At 43.8% G+C, this 21,507-nt stretch carries 20 protein-coding genes, 1 tRNA gene and 1 pseudogene; 18 read left to right on the top strand and 4 right to left on the bottom strand.

Features of this window, described 5'->3' with window-relative positions; genetic code table 11:
- The first annotated feature begins 201 nt into the window (after positions 1-201).
- The 5 genes and pseudogenes from EWV60_RS23380 (at position 202) to EWV60_RS10435 (ending at position 3,125) form a co-directional block, all read left to right on the top strand.
- Positions 202-1,397 (top strand): annotated as a pseudogene (locus EWV60_RS23380) (restriction endonuclease subunit S).
- A 253-nt stretch (positions 1,398-1,650) separates the two neighbouring features.
- Entirely contained in the window at positions 1,651-1,998 is a 348-nt protein-coding gene (locus EWV60_RS10420) for a hypothetical protein (protein ID WP_253852335.1), read from the top strand.
- Positions 1,985-2,191, top strand: a complete 207-nt coding sequence (locus EWV60_RS10425) for a hypothetical protein (protein WP_002735486.1) — start codon at positions 1,985-1,987, stop codon at positions 2,189-2,191. The genes EWV60_RS10420 and EWV60_RS10425 overlap by 14 nt, the downstream gene beginning before the upstream one ends.
- Before the next feature lie 299 nt (positions 2,192-2,490).
- Positions 2,491-2,727: a ribbon-helix-helix protein, CopG family gene (locus EWV60_RS10430; RefSeq protein WP_002736406.1), complete on the top strand. Its 237-nt coding sequence runs from the start codon at positions 2,491-2,493 to the stop codon at positions 2,725-2,727.
- Complete coding sequence (locus EWV60_RS10435) at positions 2,727-3,125, top strand: type II toxin-antitoxin system VapC family toxin (protein ID WP_002737815.1); 399 nt, start codon at positions 2,727-2,729, stop codon at positions 3,123-3,125. Before EWV60_RS10430 ends, EWV60_RS10435 begins: the two co-directional genes overlap by 1 nt.
- Before the next feature lie 223 nt (positions 3,126-3,348).
- Here the strand turns inward: EWV60_RS10435 and EWV60_RS10440 are convergent, their stop codons facing one another.
- On the bottom strand, positions 3,349-4,431 hold the full coding sequence (locus tag EWV60_RS10440) for a molecular chaperone DnaJ (RefSeq protein ID WP_287232219.1): 1,083 nt from the start codon (positions 4,429-4,431) through the stop codon (positions 3,349-3,351).
- A gap of 397 nt (positions 4,432-4,828) precedes the next feature.
- Here EWV60_RS10440 and EWV60_RS10445 point away from each other — a divergent pair, with 397 nt between their 5' ends.
- The 5 genes from EWV60_RS10445 to EWV60_RS10465 all read left to right on the top strand — a co-directional run bounded on the left by EWV60_RS10445 (position 4,829) and on the right by EWV60_RS10465 (position 10,982).
- Positions 4,829-6,187 (top strand): CmpA/NrtA family ABC transporter substrate-binding protein, encoded by a 1,359-nt coding sequence (locus EWV60_RS10445; protein WP_287232220.1) that lies wholly within the window; start codon positions 4,829-4,831, stop codon positions 6,185-6,187.
- A gap of 112 nt (positions 6,188-6,299) precedes the next feature.
- Complete coding sequence (ntrB, locus tag EWV60_RS10450; RefSeq protein ID WP_287232229.1) at positions 6,300-7,130, top strand: nitrate ABC transporter permease; 831 nt, start codon at positions 6,300-6,302, stop codon at positions 7,128-7,130.
- Positions 7,131-7,200: 70 nt separating this feature from the next.
- Entirely contained in the window at positions 7,201-9,219 is a 2,019-nt protein-coding gene (locus EWV60_RS10455; protein WP_287232221.1) for an ABC transporter ATP-binding/substrate-binding protein, read from the top strand.
- A gap of 79 nt (positions 9,220-9,298) precedes the next feature.
- The gene (locus tag EWV60_RS10460; RefSeq protein WP_287232222.1) at positions 9,299-10,138 is read left to right on the top strand and encodes a nitrate ABC transporter ATP-binding protein; all 840 of its coding nucleotides are present in this window, start codon (positions 9,299-9,301) and stop codon (positions 10,136-10,138) included.
- A 370-nt stretch (positions 10,139-10,508) separates the two neighbouring features.
- Positions 10,509-10,982, top strand: coding sequence for a phosphate-starvation-inducible PsiE family protein (locus tag EWV60_RS10465; protein ID WP_002751476.1), 474 nt, complete (start codon positions 10,509-10,511; stop codon positions 10,980-10,982).
- Positions 10,983-11,141: 159 nt separating this feature from the next.
- On the opposite strand, the gene EWV60_RS10470 is transcribed toward EWV60_RS10465, so the two are convergent.
- Together EWV60_RS10470 and EWV60_RS10475 are read right to left on the bottom strand one after the other, a co-directional pair.
- Positions 11,142-11,654, bottom strand: a complete 513-nt coding sequence (locus tag EWV60_RS10470) for an SH3 domain-containing protein (protein WP_002751477.1) — start codon at positions 11,652-11,654, stop codon at positions 11,142-11,144.
- Between the two features lie 12 nt (positions 11,655-11,666).
- Positions 11,667-13,172, bottom strand: coding sequence for a Ycf46 family AAA ATPase (locus EWV60_RS10475; protein ID WP_002751478.1), 1,506 nt, complete (start codon positions 13,170-13,172; stop codon positions 11,667-11,669).
- Between the two features lie 598 nt (positions 13,173-13,770).
- On the opposite strand from EWV60_RS10475, the gene EWV60_RS10480 reads away from it, so the two are divergent.
- The 4 genes from EWV60_RS10480 to EWV60_RS10495 all read left to right on the top strand — a co-directional run bounded on the left by EWV60_RS10480 (position 13,771) and on the right by EWV60_RS10495 (position 17,118).
- The gene (locus tag EWV60_RS10480; protein ID WP_002751481.1) at positions 13,771-14,304 is read left to right on the top strand and encodes a cupin domain-containing protein; all 534 of its coding nucleotides are present in this window, start codon (positions 13,771-13,773) and stop codon (positions 14,302-14,304) included.
- On the top strand, positions 14,301-15,428 hold the full coding sequence (locus EWV60_RS10485) for a DegT/DnrJ/EryC1/StrS family aminotransferase (RefSeq protein WP_287232223.1): 1,128 nt from the start codon (positions 14,301-14,303) through the stop codon (positions 15,426-15,428). The genes EWV60_RS10480 and EWV60_RS10485 overlap by 4 nt, the downstream gene beginning before the upstream one ends.
- Positions 15,429-15,609: 181 nt before the next feature.
- Positions 15,610-16,578 (top strand): DUF4351 domain-containing protein, encoded by a 969-nt coding sequence (locus EWV60_RS10490; protein ID WP_287232224.1) that lies wholly within the window; start codon positions 15,610-15,612, stop codon positions 16,576-16,578.
- A gap of 39 nt (positions 16,579-16,617) precedes the next feature.
- On the top strand, positions 16,618-17,118 hold the full coding sequence (locus tag EWV60_RS10495; RefSeq protein ID WP_287232225.1) for a sll1618 family protein: 501 nt from the start codon (positions 16,618-16,620) through the stop codon (positions 17,116-17,118).
- Between the two features lie 366 nt (positions 17,119-17,484).
- Here the strand turns inward: EWV60_RS10495 and EWV60_RS10500 are convergent.
- A tRNA-Thr gene (locus tag EWV60_RS10500) sits at positions 17,485-17,556 on the bottom strand.
- A 59-nt stretch (positions 17,557-17,615) separates the two neighbouring features.
- Between EWV60_RS10500 and EWV60_RS10505 the strand changes: the two genes are divergently transcribed.
- The 4 genes from EWV60_RS10505 to EWV60_RS10520 form a co-directional block, all read left to right on the top strand.
- A complete protein-coding gene (locus EWV60_RS10505) occupies positions 17,616-17,870 on the top strand; it encodes a DUF3493 domain-containing protein (RefSeq protein WP_002791004.1) in 255 nt (84 codons plus the stop codon).
- Positions 17,871-18,091: 221 nt separating this feature from the next.
- Positions 18,092-18,385 carry an RNA-binding regulator gene (gene rbp, locus EWV60_RS10510; protein ID WP_287232226.1) on the top strand — a complete coding sequence of 98 codons (294 nt, stop codon included), beginning with the start codon at positions 18,092-18,094 and terminating at the stop codon, positions 18,383-18,385.
- 327 nt (positions 18,386-18,712) lie between these two features.
- A complete protein-coding gene (gene rbp / locus EWV60_RS10515) occupies positions 18,713-19,006 on the top strand; it encodes an RNA-binding regulator (RefSeq protein WP_287232227.1) in 294 nt (97 codons plus the stop codon).
- Between the two features lie 198 nt (positions 19,007-19,204).
- Positions 19,205-21,507, top strand: a 2,303-nt coding sequence (locus EWV60_RS10520; protein WP_287232228.1) for a glycogen/starch/alpha-glucan phosphorylase, incomplete at its 3' end; no start/stop codon positions are given.

Here is a 21,507-nt window from a genome sequence, read left to right on the forward strand (position 1 = left end):
CGCCATTCGATCCCCCCCAACCCCCCTTAAAAAGGGGGGAGAAGAGTTCATAGTAGGGTGGGTTAGACGGCAACAATCTAGGCGTTAAAGTCAATCTAACAATCCGTCGTAACCCACCGTTTTAGTCAACCGAAAGGATATTTGATTTATGTTTGAAAATAAGATTGATCTGGTTTTACGCGCGTTAAAGGAGATGTTGGGATGAGCAAAAATATGATTCAGTGGCTGGAAATTGGTGATCTTGATATTCATATATCTGATGGAAACTATTCGTCTAAATATCCGAGATCAGAAGAATTTATAGAAAGTGGTGTTCCTTTTATACGGGCTAATAATTTGGTTAACAAAAGTATTTCGGATGAGGAAATGTACTTTATATCGCCCCAAAAGCATGGTCTTCTTAAAAAAGGGCATTTGAAAACGAACGATGTTCTAATTAGCACTAGAGGTGATTTAGGGAAAGTTGCCTTAGTACCCAAAAGATATAATGATTCTAATATCAATGCTCAACTTGTTTTACTACGCCCAAATCCCCACAAGATAGATCCACTTTATTTACTTTATTGTTTTGAAGGGGATCGAGTTAAAGGACAAATAAGTCAACTTCAAACTGGTACAGCACTCAAACAGTTACCAGTGGGGAACTTGAAAAGGATAAAAATCCCCTCCCACCCCTCGAAGAACAGCGAAGAATTGCGGCAATTTTAGATAAAGCGGATGGGGTGCGACGCAAGCGCAAAGAGGCGATTCGGTTGACTGAGGAGTTGTTAAAATCGACTTTCCTAGAGATGTTCGGTGATCCTGTTACTAATCCGAAAGGGTGGGAGATAGCTAAACTCGGTGATTTTGGTAAAATATTGACTGGAAACACTCCTCCTCGTTCTGTCTCAGAAAACTATGGAGACGAAATCGAATGGATTAAGTCGGATAACATCACCACTCCTGAGCATTTTTTGACAGAGGCAGAAGAAAAGCTTTCGGCGAAGGGAAAGAAGATAGCTAGAACTGTCCCTAATGGTTCGGTTCTAGTGACCTGCATAGCTGGAAGTAGATCAAGTATTGGGCGGGCTGCCCTTACTGATAGAGAAGTAGCATTTAATCAACAAATTAATGCTGTGGTTCCAAATTCAGATGTAGATCCGTACTTTTTATACGGCCAGTTATTCGTTGCTCAACATCTTGTGCAAGCACAGTCTACTGATTCAATGAAAGGCATGGTCAATAAGAGCAAATTCTCAAGTATTGAGTTCATAAAACCTCCATCACAAAAACAGCAAAAATTTGGAAAGTGGTTTCTAGGTTTTCATAGATACTACATGAATTTGATCAGTGGAGAGGAACAATCCGAAAATCTCTTTAATTCCCTTTTACAAAAGGCATTTAGGGGGGAACTGTAGCCATGGCAGCTGGCGGATTGCTGCCATAATCTTGTGGGAAATGCCATTAAAAAAGACCGTTGGACAATTAACCAAGATTCAGCTACCGCTGCGGCGACTTCGACCTCTGCGGTTTTCGGGTAGTCTGCGTATTCGGGAGAACTCTCTAACCCTTTTTCTCTTTTTTTCCCTTTTTACCCTCATTCTCTATTTTTTCTTTTTTCTTTTCTTTCCCGCCCTTAGGCGGGTCGATTTTTTTGAGAAAATGGCGTTAATGTTAAATTTTATTAAGGCAATGAAAGAGTTATCGGTTATCAGTTGGGAAGGTGGTGTGATATTATGGGCAGTAAAGTTGCTCAAAAAGCCAGCTACAACCATGAGCGCTCTTGTCAAACCCTCTAGCCTGATTCCCAAAGGATTGCGGGTGCAACAGATTAATAATCTCACCCTATTCAAATTTACAGATGAACTGGGCGATCGGATGCAGACGCTTCTTGACAAAAAAAAAGCTGATGATCTCACCCCGGAGGAAGTCCTTGAGCTAGAAGCGATTGGCGAACTCGACCAAATTTTCAGCTACATCAACGCTGTCATTGCCGCCAGAGTAAATGGTCATTCCTAAATCGCTCTACCATATTGTTCGACAATGCGCTAGGTTCCGGTGTAAATACTGTCACTATCCCGAACTCCTCAGTTCCGCCCCTCTTTCGATCGACCATATTCAACCCTTTATCCAGAATGCCCGACGGCAATGGATAGCCGGCCAACTCCATCCACCCAAGGATGACCCACGACAGGAAATTAGTGAGACTTAAGGCGTGGTTTAAAAAAGGTTGATCGGGAGTAACAAAAGCTTAATCCTGATTATTTATTCGCCTTTTTGTCGTTTGCATGAGCAGAAACGGGTTTCTCCGAGAAACCCGTTTTCTGTGCGTTACTCAAGAGTTATCGGTTATCAGTTGGGAAGGTGGTGTGATATTATGGGTAGTAAAGTTGCTCAAAAAGCTGGTCAGGTTGCTATTAGAATAGTAAACGCTGATAAATATCTCAGCCCAGAAAAGAAAGAAGTTATCCTGTTATAATAAAGTTAATTGATACTTGCTTAATTTAAGTTATGAACCTCAATCTTTATCTGGAAGATGAATTAAGTCAGCAACTACAGGCTTTATCTCACTCTACAGGCAAATCCCAGAATGCTTTGATTCGAGAAGCAATACAGCTTTTAATTACCACAAAAGAACAGTCGCAATGGTCGTCAACTATCCTTAATTTTCAAGGTATAAGTGATGCTATTGTTTTTGAAGCTTATAGAGAGGAACTTTCCCCACCTAGAGAAGATGAGGTGATTTAGTGCTGGTTTTGCTCGATACTTGTACGATTAGTGATTTTGTCAAAGGTGATAGCAACACTCTAGTGCAGATCAAAAATCACTCTCCTAGGGAAATTGCCGTTTCTGCGATAACTTTAATGGAAATCGAATATGGACTACTTCTTAATCCAGCGAAGGCAAAGAAAATAAGACCCATTCTTGACAAATTTCTTGCTTCTATCTCAATTCTTGCCTTTGGCAATCAAGAAGCGATTTGCGCCGCTCAAATTAGAGCAGCTCTCAAACAATCCGGCACTCCCATTGGTGCTTACGATCTGTTAATCGGTGCAACGGCGATTACTCATAATCTTAAATTAATTACGGCCAATCCCCAAGAATTTGCTCGTATTCAAGGATTATCGTGGGAGAATTGGCGTTAAAGCTAATCGCCTAACTAATTCGAGAATATATAGGGTTTGCTGAATAAATCTAAAAACCTTGTTGGATAAGGTTTTTAGACTTTTTTTCCCTCAAAAAGTGCCGACCATTGGAGTGATTGGGGGGAAAATTCAGGGACTTTTTCCCTGAAAATTAGGTAAAACCCCACACTCGGCCCCCGGGAAAAACTTTTTGCCGCATACCCTAAATATTGGCTTTCTCTCTTTAACGGCTGATTCCGCGAAGTTGCTCCAGAAGTTGATCAAGAATGTCTTCCATCTCTTCCGGGCTTCTGCCCATCCTGACCGGTCCGCGCAGAAACTCTTTAACCGTTATCTTTTTATCGCGGAAGTCACGGACAAAATTATAGACTTTTTCGGTGGATTGAACTTGTAATTTCATCTCCTCTAGCATTTGCTCAATCGGGTCGATGCCATCCTTCTCACAAGCGCGACTGGCCCTCACCATCTCGCCTTCCGGGGTATTTCGCACCGAGCGCAGTTCTCTTTTCAGGTTCTCGTATTGCTTTTTAAGTAGTTCGTTATTGGTTTCAACCCTCTCGCACTGTCGTTGGAGGTCGCTTTCCGATGAGCCTTCAACCGCGAAAGAGTCCCCCATTTGATGCTGTCGTTCGATTTCCAGCAGTCTGGCAATATCTCCCTCTTTATAGGCACGGTTGACTTCCTTCATAATCTCGTTGTGACGCATCCGAGTTTCGGGGTCTGTAACCTTGTCGGGGTGAAAAATCTCGGCCATTCTCAGGAAAGTGCGGCGTATTTGTCTAGATTCAGGAGATTTAGGCGAGCTTTCAGGTGATAGCTCTGTTCCATCATCGTGACGGCCGTAGGAGTCTCCCCCAGAGAAGAAATCCTGCGCGGATTGCTCCGATGATCCTTCCGACTCTTCGTCTCCGAAAAGTTCGTCTAGTTCTTCATCTCCATCCTCAAATTTTGGGCTAATCACCCCCGTTAACTGAAGTGTCTCGTAAATTCCGAGAATCCTTTTTTTTGTCTGCTGCCCCATTTTTCTAGCAGTGAGGATTTCGTCAAAAAGGGCGTGTATTTCGCGGTCGAGGTCGGTAAGTTTTTGATAGAGGGGTTGCCCTCTCTGGAAAATCTCCGTCGCTAAGGAACGCATCTGGTCGAGGAATTTCTTCAGTTCGTTGCGTTTTCTGCCAATCTGCTTAAGGAGCCACTGATGCTCCTCCTCTAAAGCTTGGAGACGAAAATGTAGGGAAGACAGAGCCAAGGAAGGAGAGGTAGGCGAATCAGAGGAGTTCGGTGATTTCGGCTTTTTAGATCTGGTCATTACTTTGGGGTGAAAGCATATTGTCCATTCTACCAAGCCGGAAGGAGCCGCATTCCTAAAACTCACCCTTGGCTCATTTTGTTGTTTCTCCCCACTTCCATCACCCCATCACCCCTGCTCCAGCGCCCTACGGAAACCTTTTTAAGTGGCTAGAAGCTAGATATATCAATGGTCTTAATTAATTCTTATCAATCGAATTAAATTTTTGTAAATAAAATTCTCGCTCGGATTAATTATTTTTTCCAAATTCCGCTAGACTTATTTAGTAAGTTCAATCGAGATTCAATATTCCATAGCTAAATTTCTATAGCACGGGCTAGAAGGGAAGTTTAGCGAGGGATTCCTTTACCCATAATTCAGCACACATATTTGCTTTAGCAGCAGGTAGGAGGATTCTATGTCAAATTTTTCGAGACGGAAATTTTTAACCACGGCGGCAGTTTCAGCCGCAGGGGCTGTTGTCCTCAAAGGTTGTGTGGGTAATCCCCCCGACAGTACGGGTGGAACCACCACCACCGCGCCCGCTTCCCCGGCAGCCTCTCCCGTCGCCATCGCCCCGGAACAAGCTCCTGAAACCACCAAAATTAAATTAGGTTATATTCCTATCGTTGAGGCCGCACCCTTAATTATTGCCAAGGAAAAAGGCTTTTTTGCTAAACACGGGATGCCCGATGTGGAAGTCTCCAAACAAGCAAACTGGGGATCTGCTAGAGATAACGTCGAAATTGGGGCAGATGCGGGCGGAATTGACGGAGGACAGTGGCAAATGCCCATGCCTTACCTAATTTCCGAGGGACTAATCACCAAAAATAACGTTAAAGTCCCCATGTATGTGTTAGCGCAGTTAAACACCCAGGGTAACGGAATTGCGATCGCGGGTAAACACGAGGGCAAAAATATCGGTTTAGACCTGAAACCCGCCAAAGATTACATCCTCGCCATGAAAACGACGGGAACTCCCTTCAAAGCCGCCTATACTTTCCCGAAAGCTAACCAAGACTTCTGGATTCGTTACTGGTTAGCCGCCGGTGGTATTAACCCCGATACGGATATTAACCTAATTGCCGTACCCGCAGCCCAAACCGTGGCCAACATGAAAACGGGAACCATGGATGCGTTTAGTACCGGCGATCCCTGGCCGGCAAGAATTGTGGCTGATCAGATCGGTTTTATGTCAGCTTTAACCGCAGAAATCTGGCCCTATCACCCGGAAGAATACCTCGCTATCCGCGCCGATTGGGTGGATAAAAACCCGAAAGCCACTAAGGCACTATTAAAAGGAATTATGGAAGCGCAGCAATGGCTCGATCAAGAGGCAAATCGGGCAGAAGCGGCGGCAATTCTCGCTAAACCGGCTTATTTCAACCTCAAAGAAGAAATTATCGCCGGTCCCCTCAAAGGAATGCAGAAAATGGGTGACGGTAAACCGGAAATCACCGACAAAAATAAAGGGGTTTTCTACTGGAAAGATCCCGCCGGTAGCGTTTCCTATCCCTACAAGAGTCATGATCTCTGGTTTTTAACCGAAAGTGTTCGTTGGGGTTTCTTGCCGAAAGAAACTTTAACCACTGCCTCAGCATTAATCGACAAGGTTAACCGCGAGGATCTTTGGAAAGCGGCAGCTACAGAATTAGGAGTTCCCGCAGCCGATATTCCCACCAGTACCTCCCGGGGTGTCGAAAAATTCTTTGATGGCAAAACTTTTGATCCTGCCAATCCCCAAGCTTATCTCGATAGTTTGGAGATCAAAAAATAGCGAGCTTTTACCGATAGGCTAGGTGCATAAAATATCTAGTCTATCAATCCCAAAAATGTTTTCTTCTCTTCCCAATCAAGTAACTTTATCTTCAACAAAGGAAAACGGCAAAATGGCAAGTAGCGTCAGCAGAACAGGTAAAGGTGGTTTCAACTTCGGTAAATTCTGGAAAAAGCATTCCCATGACATTCTTCCCCCCATTATCGGTACCCTGGGTTTTCTGATTGTTTGGCAATTAGTCTCGATGCTGGGATTAATCAAATTACCCCCCCCATCCGACCTAATCACCAATGAACGGACTCGTACTTATTTAATGTATCCTTTCTTTGATCGTGGGGGCATTGATAAAGGACTATTCTGGCAAACTTTAGCCAGTCTGCAACGGGTATTAATCGGTTATTCTTTAGCCGCAGTGGTGGGTATTGGCGTTGGGATTATGGTCGGTTTAAATTCTTTCTTAAATAAGGCACTCGATCCCCTTTTCCAATTCCTGAGAACAGTTCCTCCTCTTGCTTGGGTTCCCCTATCTTTGGCCGCTTTACAACAAAACCAACCTGCTGCTTTATTCGTTATCTTTATTACCGCAGTTTGGCCGATTTTGATTAATACCACCGTCGGTGTCCAACAAATTCCCCAAGACTATATCAACGTTAAACAAGTCTTGCAATTGTCCAGCAAAAAATTCTTTTTCAAGATATTAATTCCCTCGGCACTTCCCTACATATTCACTGGTTTGAGAATTGCGATCGGTTTAGCTTGGTTAGCGATTATTGCGGCGGAAATTGTTATGTCGGGTATCGTCGGTATCGGTTTCTTTATCTGGGATGCCTACCAAAATAACTACATCAGCGATATTATTCTTGCGCTGTTTTATATCGGTGGTGTGGGTTTATTACTCGATCGCTTTATGGCTTGGTTGCAAACTCAAATCGTTCGTCAATAGGGAATCAATGGGGAAACTTTCCCCATTTCTAAATAACTAAAACTTGAGCCAATTTAAGGAGAAAAAAACTATGAGTTTGTTTGTCGCTGTCGATAACATTGATAAAGTATTCCCCCTCAGTGGTGGCGGTGAATATGTGGCCTTGAAAGGTATCGATTTACAGATCAAAAAAGGGGAATTTATCTCCCTCATCGGTCACTCTGGTTGCGGAAAATCCACCCTCTTAAACATGATCGCTGGTTTAGATTTGCCCACGGAAGGGGTGGTGACTTTGCAAGGTCAAAGCATTAAAAAACCAGGGCCAGATCGCATGGTAGTCTTCCAAAACTATTCCCTTTTGCCCTGGTTAACCGTCAAAGAAAATATCACTCTGGCCGTCGATCAAGTTCTCACCCAACTATCAGAAGACGAAAGAAAAGCTGAAGTCGAAAAATATATCGATCTGGTCAATCTTCGTCATGCAGTGGATAAACGTCCCAACGAATTATCGGGGGGGATGAAACAACGGGTAGCGATCGCTCGCGCCCTAGCCATTCGTCCGAAAGTCCTACTTTTAGATGAACCCTTTGGCGCGTTAGATGCCCTGACTAGAGGTAATCTACAGGAACAGTTAATGCAGCTGTGCGAAGAATACCAAATGACCTCGGTAATGGTGACGCACGATGTGGATGAAGCGGTGCTATTATCCGATCGCATCGTCATGCTCACCAACGGTCCCGGCTCAAAAATTGGCGGTATTTTGGAAGTAGATATCCCCCGTCCCCGCAAACGCATGGAAGTGGTGGAACACCCCAGTTACTACAGTCTCCGGAGTGAAATTATCTATTTCCTCAACCAACAAAAACGGATCAAAAAACTACGCGCTCGCAAAGTCGAAGTAATTGCCCGTCACGGTTTAGAAAAAGTCAATCTAGAAATCGGTTTTGTTCCCCTCACCGCTTGCGCGCCCCTAGCAGTGGCCAAAGAAAAGGGATTCTTCACTAAACATGGTCTAGATGAGGTAAATTTGGTCCGGGAAACCAGTTGGCGAGGCGTTGTGGACGGGATCGCGGGGGGATTCCTCGACGGGGCGCAAATGCCTTCGGGAATGCCCACCTGGTTAACCGTCGGTGGTTATCAGGAGCAACCTTTGCCGATTGTCAGCGCCCTGACTATGACTCGTAACGGTAACGGTGTCACCCTCGCTAAACGCTTCTATGACGAGGGGGTGATTGACGGTAACGCCTTAAGACAGATGCTATTGGAATCGAGGGATCAGCGCCATATTTTTGGCATTGTTCACCCCTCCTCGATGCACAATTTGCTCCTACGTTACTGGTTAGCGGCAGCGGGAATTGACCCCGATAAAGACGTTCACCTCGAAACTATTCCCCCGGCCCAAATGGTAGCCGACCTGAAAACCGGTAGTATTGACGGTTACTGTGTCGGTGAACCTTGGAATCTCAGGTCCGCCATGGAGGGTATCGGTTACACCGTCGCCACCGACTTAGAAATCTGGCAGGGCCACCCGGGTAAGGCCCTGGGAGTCCGGGAAGATTGGGCCAATAAATACCCTAATACCCACGTCGCTTTAGTTAAAGCACTGCTGGAAGGTTGTCGCTACTGTGCCGAGGAAGGGAATCAGGAAGAAATTCGTCGAATCCTCGCCAGTCGCCAGTACCTTAGTACCAATATCGATTATATCCAACTGGGTGATCCCAACTCCTATGCGTGCAGTCTCGATCGACCGATGAAAGAATATGCACACCATCTGTTCTATGGAGATGGGGTAAATCGTCCCAGTCGTACCGAACACCTCTGGATGATGACCCAAATGGCTCGCTGGGGCCACATTCCTTTCCCGCGTAACTGGGTAGAAATTCTCGAACGCGTCTGTCGGGTGGGTGTTTTTAGTACCGCGGCCCGGGAATTGGGTCTAGGGGATATTAAATATCGTCGCACACCGATCCTTTTATTCGATGGTATCGAGTTTGATGCCGAGGATCCGATCGGTTATCTCAATAGTTTAGAGATCAAACAAAACGTCACTATGGCCGAAGTGGCTATTGATGCTCGTCCTAGTGCCAGTGAATCCCGCAAAATTGCCTAAAAATCGACTAAGGGGATAATTCCTAGCCAATTATCCCTAGCCATTGCTCCTATTATCTAATTTCCCCCAAAGACTAATCATGTACACCACCACCGACACCGTTAACCGGGCAACCCAGACCCCCACTAAAGAAGCTTTTGTCACCATTGAAGGAGTTTCTAAGGTTTATCCCACTCCCAGAGGCCCCTACACCGTCCTCAAGGATGTTAATCTCAGCATCAATGAAGGTGAATTTATCTGCGTGATCGGTCACTCTGGTTGCGGTAAATCGACCCTATTAAATATGGTGTCGGGTTTTTCTTCTCCCACCGATGGCATCGTTAAAGTTAACGGTAAGACAATTACTAAACCCGGTCCCGATCGCATGGTAGTGTTTCAAAACTATGCTTTATTGCCTTGGTTAAGCGTTTTTGAAAATGTCTATCTCGCGGTAGATGCGGTGTCTCCCAATGCTCCAGAGGCACAAAAACGCTCGATCGTGCGCGACCATTTAGCTATGGTGGGTTTAACCGAAGCTATGGACAAAACCCCTCCCCAAATCTCCGGGGGGATGAAACAACGGGTTTCGATCGCCCGGGCCCTTTCTATCCGTCCGGAAGTGTTGATTCTTGATGAACCTTTCGGTGCGTTGGATGCGATTACCAAAGAGGAATTACAGGAAGAATTGCTGAAAATCTGGCAAGATAAACGCTGTACGGTGTTGATGATTACCCACGATATCGATGAGGCTCTTTTCCTCGCTGATAAGCTGGTAATGATGACCAATGGACCGGAAGCGAAAATCGGCGAAGTGATGAATATTCATTTCCCCCGTCCCCGCGATCGAGAGAGAATTATGGAGGACCCTGAATATTATCGTCTGCGTAACTATGCCCTCGACTTCCTTTATAATCGTTTCGCTCACGATGATGTCAGCTAGATGTGAGCATTTGTATTAGTTTGGGGTGCGGTTGACTTAATAGCGATCGCACCTAGATTTTTTTTCTAGGGAAGCCTTCTTCAAGTAAAATTATTTCTAAGTAGGTAGATTTTAAAAATTGTCAGATACCCCCCTTATTAAGGGGGCAGGGGGGATCAACGCCCCCCTTATTAAGGGGGGATCAAGGGGGGATCAACGCCCCCCTTATTAAGGGGGGATCAAGGGGGGATCAACGCCCCCCTTATTAAGGGGGGATCAAGGGGGGACCCTTATTAAGGGGGGATCAAGGGGGGATCAGCTTACTTATTAACTAAATAGAACAATTAGCAATAAAATACAATAATAATTTTTACTTTTTACTTAATCGATCATGCTCAAACAGATACGGAAACTACTTATCAATTTTGGTCAACAATGGCGCGATGAAGATTTCATGAGGTCGATTCATCTCATTGAAAACATAGTTTCTAAGGTTTTATCCGTAGCCTTAATTGTTGTTATTATTGTTTCTCTTTATGATCTAGTAGTTATCTTAATCCAAGATTTATTTACTACGGAACCCGTCGGTTTTTTTAGTAAAACTTTAATTGAAATCTTCGGATTATTTCTCAATATTTTAATCGCCTTAGAGTTATTAGAAAACGTCACTGCTTACTTAAGAAAACACATCGTACAGGTTGAATTAGTCGTAGTTACGGCTTTAATTGCCATCTCTCGAAAAATTATTATTTTCGATCCCAAGAAATACAGTAAAGATGATTTAATTGCGCTCACCGTGGGAACCTTAGCTTTAGCGGCAAGTTATTGGTTAATCAGAAAAGTTAATCGCGATAATCGCTCTTGAAGTAGTGATTGAATACCTAGACAGAATTAATCACAGATATTTTTTACTTCTGGAGTTGAGCAGTTCTGGGGTTCTCTCCTGCCAGAGTGTCAATTTAATTTTGTCCAATTACTGATTAGGGAAAGGGGTAGATTTAGAAAACCTAACCCTTATAAATATTTACTCGACTCTAGAAATATTACCCGCTTTAATCCAACCTTCGCGACCATCGGACAGACGCACGCGATGCCATTGCCCATCGCTGCTGGTTCCCACCACACTGACTTTAGTATTATAATCCAGACCGCCGAGACGAGTGGATTCACTGGTAGGTTCCGAGCGCAGACTTAAACCGCTTTGCCATGTCACCCGCGCTTGATAACCCTCGGATGTGGTTTCTTTTTTTGTTTCTTCGGGACTGGGTTTCGGGGCAGCTTTTGGTGCTGGGGCAGCTGTGGGAGACTCTTTCACCTCAGCTTGGGGTTGTTCTTGGACGGGAGTAGTGGGGATGGGTTTAGCGGCTTTTTCCTCCTTAGTTTCCTCTTTTTTCTCCTCGGTAAAGACGGGTTTAGGAGGATTAGAATTCATACCAGAGAGAAGTATATAGGCGACAGCAGTGGCCCCACCGACTAAAATGACCACTCCCAGGACAAAACCAACCATAAATTGTAATAAACCAGATAAACGCTTCATATTGGTGCTAAATTAACTGTTAGGATTAACATTAAAACGATCATCGCGAGAGGCTAAACGAGCTTTACCGGACTTGGCCCAATCCTGTAGAAACTGGATCTGTTCTTGAGCAGTGCGGGCTAGGGGTATAATCTGACTAGCGGCCTCAAGCACATCATCGGTGCTAAAGTCGCGATTTTGACTAAACCCGATGTGCATCGCTTCCACGATGGTTTGTTCGATTTCTGCCCCCGAAAAATCGGGAGTTTCGTAGGCTAGTCGCTTTATATCATAACTTTTTAGATTATGGGGCCGGACTTTCCCCAGATGAACGCTAAAAATCTCCTCGCGGGACTTTTGGCTAGGTAGTCCGACAAAAAATATCTCATCGAAGCGTCCTTTTCGCAACATTTCCGGGGGCAAAGATTGGATGTTATTAGCCGTAGCGACGACAAAAACTGGCGATTGTTTCTCCGCTAACCAAGTGATAAAAGTCCCGAAAACCCGTCCGGTGGTTCCTCCGTCGCCTTTTCCCTCCGCTCCGGCGAAAGCTTTATCGATTTCGTCTATCCACAGCACACAGGGAGCTAAAGCTTCGGCGAGATTAATCATCTGACGGGTGCGTGATTCCGATTCTCCCACCAATCCGCCAAATAAACGCCCCACGTCTAGACGTAGTAGCGGTAAGTGCCAATGATGGGAAATAGCTTTCGCTGTCAGGGATTTACCCGTTCCTTGAATTCCCACCAATAGTAAACCCCGGGGATTGGGTAAACCGTAGGCGCGGGCGCGTTCACTAAAAGCACCACCGCGACGAATCAGCCAATCTTTGAGATTATCTAGGCCGCCGATGTCAGAAATCTGCTCTGTGGCGGGATAAAAGTCCAATATCTGGGTTTGACGAATCGATTGGCGTTTTTCTGCCAAAATTAATTCCACGTCCTCTGGCTCAATTTTGCCGTGACTGGCTAAACATTTAGCTAAAACCCGACGAATTCTCTCTAGGGATAATCCTTGGGCAGAAAGCACTAATTCATCGAGGAGTGGTTCTTTGACGGGTTGTCCGGTGGCAGCGATTAATCGCTGAATTTCCTGTTTAATTTCTTCGCCACTGGGGAGGGGAAAATCGACGACGGTGATTACTTCGGTGAGATCCGAGGGGATAGACAGTTCGGAAGCGACGATAATTAGGTTTTTAGGCTGAGATTTCAGGGAACGGGCAAGATTACGCAATTTTCTGGCGATGGAAATATCTTCGAGAAAGCGCTGGAAATCGCGTAAAATCATGATGGCGGCGATGTTAGTCGGCAGCTTTTCGACGAACTCAAGAGCTTGCAGGGGATTACGCCGAGCAAAGTTCTCATTATTGGGATTATCTTGATAACCATCCACAAAATCCCAGACATAGACAGCACGGTTATTGCTCTGTTTGGCAATATCGGCGATCGCTTTTTCGAGACGTTCTTCTTCTAAGGTGGTAATATAGATGAGAGGATAGCGCGCCCGCAGCAGTAATTGAAATTCTTCACCAAAGCTCATAGCTATTCGTCTATAGTTTTTGCTATTTATATCATCATCAGAAAATATAGCAGTTAGCCGTCAGTCAAATAAGGATGGCAGGTAAGCCGTACACTACATTTTAAGATAAGTTAAGCTCGTCTATAAAAAGATTTTAAAAAAACAAATTTACGCTTGTATTTTTTTAAATGTATGGTATAATGTCATTGCCTTAATCCAGATTAAACCTGTATTAACTAAATCAATATCTTATTAATTAGATTAAGCTTTAGTAAATTAAATCGGCCCATTAGGAGGGTAAGCCAATCTTAACAATCCTTGATCAAATAAACTTTATGTGAGTTGCTTACCCAGAGGCTGGTTCAGGCATATTTAAGTAGAATTTGCCATCTCAATTGTTAAGCAAAAATCAACCAAATGGGTCGAGTTCGTAACTATGATGATTGACTGGTATCACTTGAAATGCCGACGCGGATCACAAGTCAATTGTCAATAGCGTTTGAGATGCTCTCACCCTGGCCTATTAGGGGTAACAAAAGTTAGTCATAGGTTGGCCGTTTCTTTTCTGTAAATTAATTTCAGCCTTTCTCACAACCATTTCCTAAGGAGGGTTCAATTCATGTTTAAACTAGCTGCAGACTTTTTATCTTTGGATTTTCTCTGCCGACCAAATCAGAAAAATAAGCCAGAAAGTAAATTTAACTCTTTGCCAATTTCTCAAATCATGAAAGAGGGTAAAGTTTTAGCGATAATTCTCCGACGAGAGTTTAACCAAGAGGGAGTTCATTTCCTAACTCCCGACGATTTTTCCCAACAGTTGGCCTATATGAGACACCCGACGGGAAAAAGTATTATGCCCCACGTTCATAACAAAGTACAACGGGAAGTATTTTTTACCCAGGAAGTCTTAATTATCAAAAAAGGAAAACTGCGGGTAGATTTCTATGATGACGACCAAAAATATCTAGAAAGTCATATATTGAGAGATGGGGATGTGGTTTTATTGATCCAAGGTGGCCATGGTTTCCAAGTCTTAGAAGAAATAGAAATGATTGAAGTAAAACAGGGTCCCTATGTTGGTAATCAGGATAAAGCTCGCTTTACAGGAATTGAGGAAACCTTGGTTAAAATGGCAGGAGCAGAGATAGAATGAGTAGCTTTATTCCTGTCAATGAGCCACTACTTGCGGGCAAGGAAAAACAGTATCTTAACGAATGTATTGATAGCGGTTGGATTTCTTCGGAAGGTCCCTTCGTTGAGAAGTTTGAAGAAAAATTTGCCCTCGCTGTTGGGCGAAAGTATGCCGTTTCCGTGTGCAATGGTTCTATGGCCTTAGAAGCGGCCATCGTCGCTTTAGGAATTGGTTCGGGGGATGAAGTAATTCTTCCCACTTTTACCATCATTTCCTGCGCGGCCGCCATTGTCAAAGCCGGGGCGATTCCCGTGGTGGTGGACTGCGAAGCGCGGACTTGGAACATGGATATCGCTCAGATAGAGGCAAAAATCACGCCCCGCACTAAAGCGATAATGGTGGTTCATATCTACGGATTACCGGTGGCAATGACTCCAGTTTTAGAATTAGCTCAAAAATACGGTTTGAAGATTATTGAAGATGCGGCGGAAATGCACGGTCAAACCTATCAAGGTAAACCCTGTGGTAGTTTCGGTGATATCAGCATCTTTAGTTTTTATTCCAACAAACATATTACCACTGGGGAAGGGGGCATGATTGTCACCAACCAAGAGGATATTTTTGAGCGTTGTCGTTCCCTGAGAAATTTATATTTTCAGCCCCAACGACGTTTTATTCACGAAGAACTGGGCTGGAATCTGAGGATGACTAATCTGCAAGCGGCAGTGGGTTTAGCCCAATTAGAACAGCTAGAAACTTTTGTCCAGCGCAAAAGAAAAATGGGCAGACGCTACAGGGAATTATTGCAAAATATCCCCTGTCTAGAATTGCCTCTACCTCAAACTGATTATGCCGAAAATATTTATTGGGTTTATGGTATTGTTCTCAAAGATGAGGTTAACTTTGATGCTATGGAAGCGATGAAACGCCTCAAAGAACATCAGATTGGTACGCGTCCTTTTTTCTGGTGTATGCACGAACAACCGGTATTTCACAAAATGGGATTATTGCAAAATATTTCCTGTCCCGTGGCTGAAAGACTGGCGCGCAGGGGTTTTTATCTGCCTAGCGGTTTAGCTCTCACAGACGAGCAAATTGAGCGAGTAGCCCAAGCAGTTCGGCAAGTTTTTGCTGAGGTTGGGTAGGGATGAAAAATTGATAAAAATTTTTTGAATAAAAACCAACTTTTATGGTAATTGGCATGGAAGGCAATATCGAGGATTTAATTTCTTTGTCTCCTAGCGCTGGTCATTGGAAAATCCTTGATAATTACTACAAAAAGGTATGAAGATAAGCTGAAGGATTCCTCGTTTATAATTATTAGGTATGAATAATGTTATTGACCATGATCGTTTATTTAAGGAATTAATTGCGACTTTTTTTGTTGAATTTATTCAGTTATTTTTTCCTGAGATTATCAATTATTTAGAGCTTAATCAGATCACATTTTTAGACAAGGAAGTCTTTACCGATGTCACGGAAGGAGAAAAGTATGAAAGTGATTTAGTCGCTCAAGTTCAATTTCGAGGACAATCATCATTTTTCTTAATTCATCTAGAAGCACAGTCTAGCTCTCAACCAGAATTTAATCGGCGAATGTTTACTTATTTCGCTCGTCTGCATCAAAAATTTGCCTTACCAGTTTATCCCATTGTCATATTCTCCTATGATCGTCCGCAAAAAGAAGCAATTCGTCAATATAAAATTGAGTTTCCTGACTTAAAAGTGTTAGAATTTAACTATCAAGTTGTCCAGTTAAATCGCTTGAATTGGCGAGATTTTATCAATCAAGCTAATCCCGTCGCAGCCGCTTTGATGGCTAAGATGAAAATTGATGCTCGCGATAGAGCAAAAGTTAAAGCACAATGTCTAAGATTATTGGTAACATTAAGATTAGATGCCGCTAGAATGCAATTGATTTCAGGCTTTGTCGATACCTATCTCAATCTCAACTCGTCCGAGGAGATAGAATTTCAACAGGAGATTAGCACATTTATTCAACCCGAACAGGAGGGAGTTATGCAGATTACCACCAGTTGGATGCGCCTCGGTTTAGAACAGGGTTTAGAACAGGGTTTAGAACAGGGTTTAGAACAGGGTTTAGAACAGGGTTTAGCAAGAGAAAGAAATCTAATTATTCGTCTGATTAAACGTAAGTTAGGAGCTATTGATGTGGCTCTAGAGAGTCGGATTATGACCTTGAATATTGATGCTCTGGAACGAGTGGGAGAAGCTTTATTGGATTTTTCGACAGTGGAGGATTTAACTAATTGGTTAAATGCTTTAGACGCTTAGTATTTTTCTATTAAACTTCACAGAAGGATATTTATTGTTATGGGTATAACTTTTGAAAATGCTATCCAACAAACTCAAGATTTACTAAGTCAAATTGAGTTTTTAGATACCGATACAATCACTCAGAAAATTACTGAGTTAGTCTCAACAGAAAATGGAGCCAGAGGATTCTTTGTTACTTATTCAACCAGCGATTTATCCTATACGGAATATCCTAGTTTGGAGGTAATCACCGCTTTAAAAACTTCCCCGACATTGGTGAATGAATTATTAGTTAAAAATCTGGTCATGTCCACGGCAATGGTCATCTATCATCGCAGTCAAGGAGACGAAGAAAATGCTCGAGGTTCTGAGAAAGTCCAAGAAAAAACCAGTCAACTAATTAAGCAGTTATTATCGCCAGCCTTGGGGGAAAAATTACGACAATTAGCTACCAGTTTAAACACAGGACAAGGAGAATATCAAGCCTTTCTAGAACGCTGGGGATATGACGATTGCCAACGTCAAGCGATCGCAGAAATTATTCAAACTTTTCTTTAGTAACTAGCTGATTTTTTACCAAAGATTTCGCCCAAAATAGGGAACGATCGGTTAGAGGAATTAACTCTTTTACCTCTTGTTTGCTGCTAAAATGGCTTATTGAAGTCAATCGGCTCTCTTACTCTTGTTGTGATAAGTTTAACTTATATAAGACCGATCAATCTTTGTGTCCTTTGTGTCTTTGTGGTTCGTTCCATTCGCTCGCCAGTGGGAATGTATCTGAGAATAGATTTTACCCACCAAACCCAAGAGAGCCGCAAATCCCTGGCAAAGGCCTTAGGGGGTTTTGCCATAGCCGCCACAAAACCAAGGCATTTAACCACTGTACCAGTATTTCTTAGTCAACTTCCGGGAGGTAAAACCCCAAGCCGATGATGGGATTTGAACCCACGACCAATTGATTACGAATCAACTACTCTACCACTGAGCTACATCGGCACATTGCCAGTTTCCGATTATATCACGGACAATAGATACAAAGCTAGAAAGATTTTTTTATGAGCAAATCCCCTCGACTCGATACCCAAAAATACGCCCGCTTGAAAGAGGAAGCGGCCAATCCCTACCGAGGTCTGCGGCAGTTTATCTATCTCGGTTTAGGTGCTTCCGGTTTTATTGGTGCGGTGGTTTTTCTGGCCCAATTAGCGGCAGGCAGGGACGTAGCCACCGCTTTACCCAATTTTGCCCTACAAATCGGTGTGGTGGCCCTGATGATTTGGTTATTTCGTCGGGAGAAAAAAGCTGGCGGTTGAGGGAGTAGCCACCGATAGCCAAAATAGTCTCTTCCCCTGAAGCATAAAAGTTAACATTAACTCCAGTCTTTTCGTGTTATGATCGAGGCGAGAGTCAAGATTAGTGTTCAAGTTCGTTTTCAGTATTAACTCGGTAAGTCTTTTACTTTAGTATTGTTCGGCTTCTCCCTGAATTTTGTGTCTCCACACCGTTTCGAGTATTGTTCGAGGATTCAAGTATTATGTCTATTTTTGTTGGTAATCTCTCTTACGAGATTTCCCAAGAAGATCTGGTCGAGGTCTTTAAAGAGTACGGCAAGGTTAAGAGGGTTCATATTCCCTTGGACAAAGAGACACAGCGCAAACGCGGTTTCGCCTTCGTGGAAATGGAAAGTAAAGGCCAGGAAACCGCCGCAATTGAGGCACTGGATGGTGCTGACTGGATGGGGCGAGCAATTAAAGTTAACCAGGCCCGCGATCGTGAAGAGCGCACGCCCTTCAATGGTGGTGGTGGTGACAGAAAAAAACGCTATTAAGCTTTTTTTGTGAATAATTGTGGGAGGGTGGACAGGGTTCACCCTTTTTTTGTCGGCAATTGCGATCGCAGTTTCGCTCAAAACCAATAGAAATCTAAATGTCTGAGTCTCTCCAAAAGGTAACAAGTAAACTATAAAGGATATCGCCATCAGATTCTGATCGGCGATCGACTCTTTCTGTGTTATGATCGAGGCAAGAGTCAAGATTAGTGTTCAAGTTCGTTTCCAGTATTAATCCGGTAAGTCTTTTACTTTAGTATTGTTCGGCTTCTCCCTGAATTTTGTGTCTCCACACCGTTTCGAGTATTGATCGAGGATTCAAGTATTATGTCTATTTTTGTTGGTAATCTCTCTTACGACATTTCCCAAGATGATCTAACCGATGTCTTTAAAGAGTACGGCAACGTTCAAAGAGTCCATATTCCCGTTGACAAAGAGACAGGCCGCAAACGCGGTTTCGCCTTCGTGGAAATGGAAAGTAAAGCCCAGGAAGCCGCCGCAATTGAGGCACTGGATGGTGCTGAATGGATGGGGCGATCAATTAAAGTTAACGAAGCCCGCGAGCGTGAAGAGCGCGCACCCTTCAATGGTGGTGGTGGTGACAGAAAAAAACGCTATTAAGCTTTTTTTGTGAATAATTGTGGAAGGGTGGACAGGGTTCACCCTTTTTTTGTTGGTAATTGCGATCGCTGCTCCCGTCAAAACCAATAGAAATCTAAATGTCTGAGTCTCTCCAAAAGGTAACAAGTAAACTATAAAGGATATCGTCATCAGGTCTGATCGGCGATCGACTCCCGAATATATGGACAACAAAAACCCATGGAGACAACCTCTAGCCTAGCTGATGGGCGTGAAGCACTTCAATGCCCCACTTTAGTTGAAGATGATCGCACGGGCATGAGTCCCGAAACCCTAAAACGGGCTTTTCTGGACAATCTATTTTATTTGCAAGGGGTTAACCGCACTAATGCCAGTCCCTACAATTACTATGTCGCCCTTGCCTACACCGTTCGCGATCGCCTGCTGCGTCGTTTTCTGAAATCCACCGACACCTACAAACAAGAAAAAGTTAAACTCGTCTGCTATTTCTCCGCCGAATTTCTCATGGGGCGGTATTTAGGTAATAATCTCGCTAATTTGGGTATTTACGACCTAATCAAAGAGATGATCGAGGAATTAGGTCTTGATTTTGAGGAAATTATCGAACAGGAACCGGATCCCGGCCTCGGCAACGGCGGTTTAGGGCGTTTAGCGGCTTGTTTCCTTGATTCTCTCGCTTCCTTGGAAATTCCCGCCATCGGCTACGGTATCCGCTACGAATTTGGCATTTTCCATCAAATGATCCAAGACGGTTGGCAGGTGGAAATCCCCGATAACTGGCTACGCTTCGGCAATCCTTGGGAATTACCCCGTCCCGATGAAAGTGTGGAAGTAAAACTGGGTGGCCGGACGGAAATCTATCACGATGATAAGGGACAGGAACGGGTACAATGGCTGCCGGAACGTCGGGTTTTAGCCATTCCCCACGATACCCCCGTCCCGGGTTACAAAACCAACACGGTTAATGCTTTGCGTCTCTGGAAAGCAGAAGCGAGTGAATCGTTTAATTTTGAGGCTTTTAACGCCGGGTTATACGATCAATCCGTGGCTGAAAAAATGGACGCGGAAACCATTTCTAAAGTCCTTTATCCCAACGATAACACCCCCGCCGGTCGCGAATTACGTCTCGCCCAACAATACTTTTTTGTGGCTGCTTCCCTGCAAGATTTAATTCGCATTCACCTAAAAAGCCACAAAAATCTGCAAAATTTCCACGAAACCGCCGCTATTCAACTGAACGATACTCACCCCGCCATTGCGATCGCTGAGTTAATGCGTTTGTTAGTGGATGAAAACGGCTTAGAATGGTCAAAAGCTTGGGCAATTACCCAAAAAACCTTCGCTTATACCAATCATACCCTATTGCCAGAAGCCCTAGAACGTTGGTCGGCGGATCTGCTCGGGAAATTGCTACCCCGACATCTAGAAATTATCTACCTGATTAATCACTTTTTCCTCGACGATGTGCGGACTTGGTTTCCCGATAACGAGGAATTATTGGGCAAATTGTCGATAGTTGAAGAAGCTGGTTGGGGTAATAAACAAATTCGCATGGCTAATTTAGCCTGTGTGGGTAGTCACTCGATTAACGGAGTCGCTGCCTTACACACGGAGTTACTGCAAAAGGACACCCTGAAAGAGTTTGCTATGCTCTGGCCAGAAAAATTCTACAATAAAACCAATGGTGTCACCCCGCGCCGGTGGATTTTATTGAGCAATCCCCAATTATCGGCACTATTTACCGAAAAAATCGGCGATAATTGGTTAAAAGACCTGAAGGAATTGCGAAAACTGGAACAATACCTTGATGATCCTGAATTTCGTCAGCGTTGGTATGAAATTAAACAGGCGAATAAGGCCGATTTAGCGGCTTATATGCTGAAAACCCGCAATATCGAGGTGGATGTTAATTCGATTTTCGACGTGCAGGTAAAACGGATTCACGAATACAAACGCCAACATCTGGCAGTTCTGCACATTATCGCCCTTTACAATCGCATTAAACAGAACCCTCAGATCGATATTGTGCCGCGCACTTTTATCTTTGGTGGTAAGGCAGCCCCCGGTTACTTTATGGCGAAGTTAATTATTAAGTTAACTAATGCTGTGGCTGAAATTGTGAATAAGGATCCTGATGTCAGAGGTCGTTTAAAATTGGTTTTCCTGCCTAACTTTAACGTTTCTTTGGGTCAACGCATCTATCCGGCGGCTGATCTTTCCGAACAAATTTCCACGGCGGGTAAGGAAGCTTCCGGAACCGGTAATATGAAGTTTGCCATGAATGGCTCCCTCACCATTGGGACTCTGGACGGTGCTAATATCGAAATTCGCGAGGAAGCAGGAGCAGAAAATTTCTTCCTTTTTGGCTTGACAGCAGGAGAAGTTTATGCTAAGAAAGCACACGGTTATGAACCGATGAGCTATTACAAAAATAATCGCGAATTGAAGGGAGTGATCGATCGAATTAAGAGTGGTTATTTTAGCCATGGTGACCAGGAATTATTCAGGCCGATCGTTGATTC

Origin of the sequence: Microcystis sp. Msp_OC_L_20101000_S702, from assembly GCF_007095705.1 — a bacterium.
Taxonomy (GTDB): domain Bacteria; phylum Cyanobacteriota; class Cyanobacteriia; order Cyanobacteriales; family Microcystaceae; genus Microcystis; species Microcystis ichthyoblabe_A.

Excerpts from the sequence above, each read along its gene's own strand:
- EWV60_RS10420 (WP_253852335.1), top strand. The coding sequence starts at position 1,651 with ATGTTAAATTTTATTAAGGCAATGAAAGAGTTATCGGTTATCAGTTGG.
- EWV60_RS10425 (WP_002735486.1), top strand. The coding sequence starts at position 1,985 with ATGGTCATTCCTAAATCGCTCTACCATATTGTTCGACAATGCGCTAGG.
- EWV60_RS10430 (WP_002736406.1), top strand. The coding sequence starts at position 2,491 with ATGAACCTCAATCTTTATCTGGAAGATGAATTAAGTCAGCAACTACAG.
- EWV60_RS10440 (WP_287232219.1), bottom strand. The coding sequence starts at position 4,431 with ATGACCAGATCTAAAAAGCCGAAATCACCGAACTCCTCTGATTCGCCT.
- EWV60_RS10445 (WP_287232220.1), top strand. The coding sequence starts at position 4,829 with ATGTCAAATTTTTCGAGACGGAAATTTTTAACCACGGCGGCAGTTTCA.
- ntrB (WP_287232229.1), top strand. The coding sequence starts at position 6,300 with ATGGCAAGTAGCGTCAGCAGAACAGGTAAAGGTGGTTTCAACTTCGGT.
- EWV60_RS10455 (WP_287232221.1), top strand. The coding sequence starts at position 7,201 with ATGAGTTTGTTTGTCGCTGTCGATAACATTGATAAAGTATTCCCCCTC.
- EWV60_RS10460 (WP_287232222.1), top strand. The coding sequence starts at position 9,299 with ATGTACACCACCACCGACACCGTTAACCGGGCAACCCAGACCCCCACT.
- EWV60_RS10465 (WP_002751476.1), top strand. The coding sequence starts at position 10,509 with ATGCTCAAACAGATACGGAAACTACTTATCAATTTTGGTCAACAATGG.
- EWV60_RS10470 (WP_002751477.1), bottom strand. The coding sequence starts at position 11,654 with ATGAAGCGTTTATCTGGTTTATTACAATTTATGGTTGGTTTTGTCCTG.
- EWV60_RS10475 (WP_002751478.1), bottom strand. The coding sequence starts at position 13,172 with ATGAGCTTTGGTGAAGAATTTCAATTACTGCTGCGGGCGCGCTATCCT.
- EWV60_RS10480 (WP_002751481.1), top strand. The coding sequence starts at position 13,771 with ATGTTTAAACTAGCTGCAGACTTTTTATCTTTGGATTTTCTCTGCCGA.
- EWV60_RS10485 (WP_287232223.1), top strand. The coding sequence starts at position 14,301 with ATGAGTAGCTTTATTCCTGTCAATGAGCCACTACTTGCGGGCAAGGAA.
- EWV60_RS10490 (WP_287232224.1), top strand. The coding sequence starts at position 15,610 with ATGAATAATGTTATTGACCATGATCGTTTATTTAAGGAATTAATTGCG.
- EWV60_RS10495 (WP_287232225.1), top strand. The coding sequence starts at position 16,618 with ATGGGTATAACTTTTGAAAATGCTATCCAACAAACTCAAGATTTACTA.
- EWV60_RS10505 (WP_002791004.1), top strand. The coding sequence starts at position 17,616 with ATGAGCAAATCCCCTCGACTCGATACCCAAAAATACGCCCGCTTGAAA.
- rbp (WP_287232226.1), top strand. The coding sequence starts at position 18,092 with ATGTCTATTTTTGTTGGTAATCTCTCTTACGAGATTTCCCAAGAAGAT.
- rbp (WP_287232227.1), top strand. The coding sequence starts at position 18,713 with ATGTCTATTTTTGTTGGTAATCTCTCTTACGACATTTCCCAAGATGAT.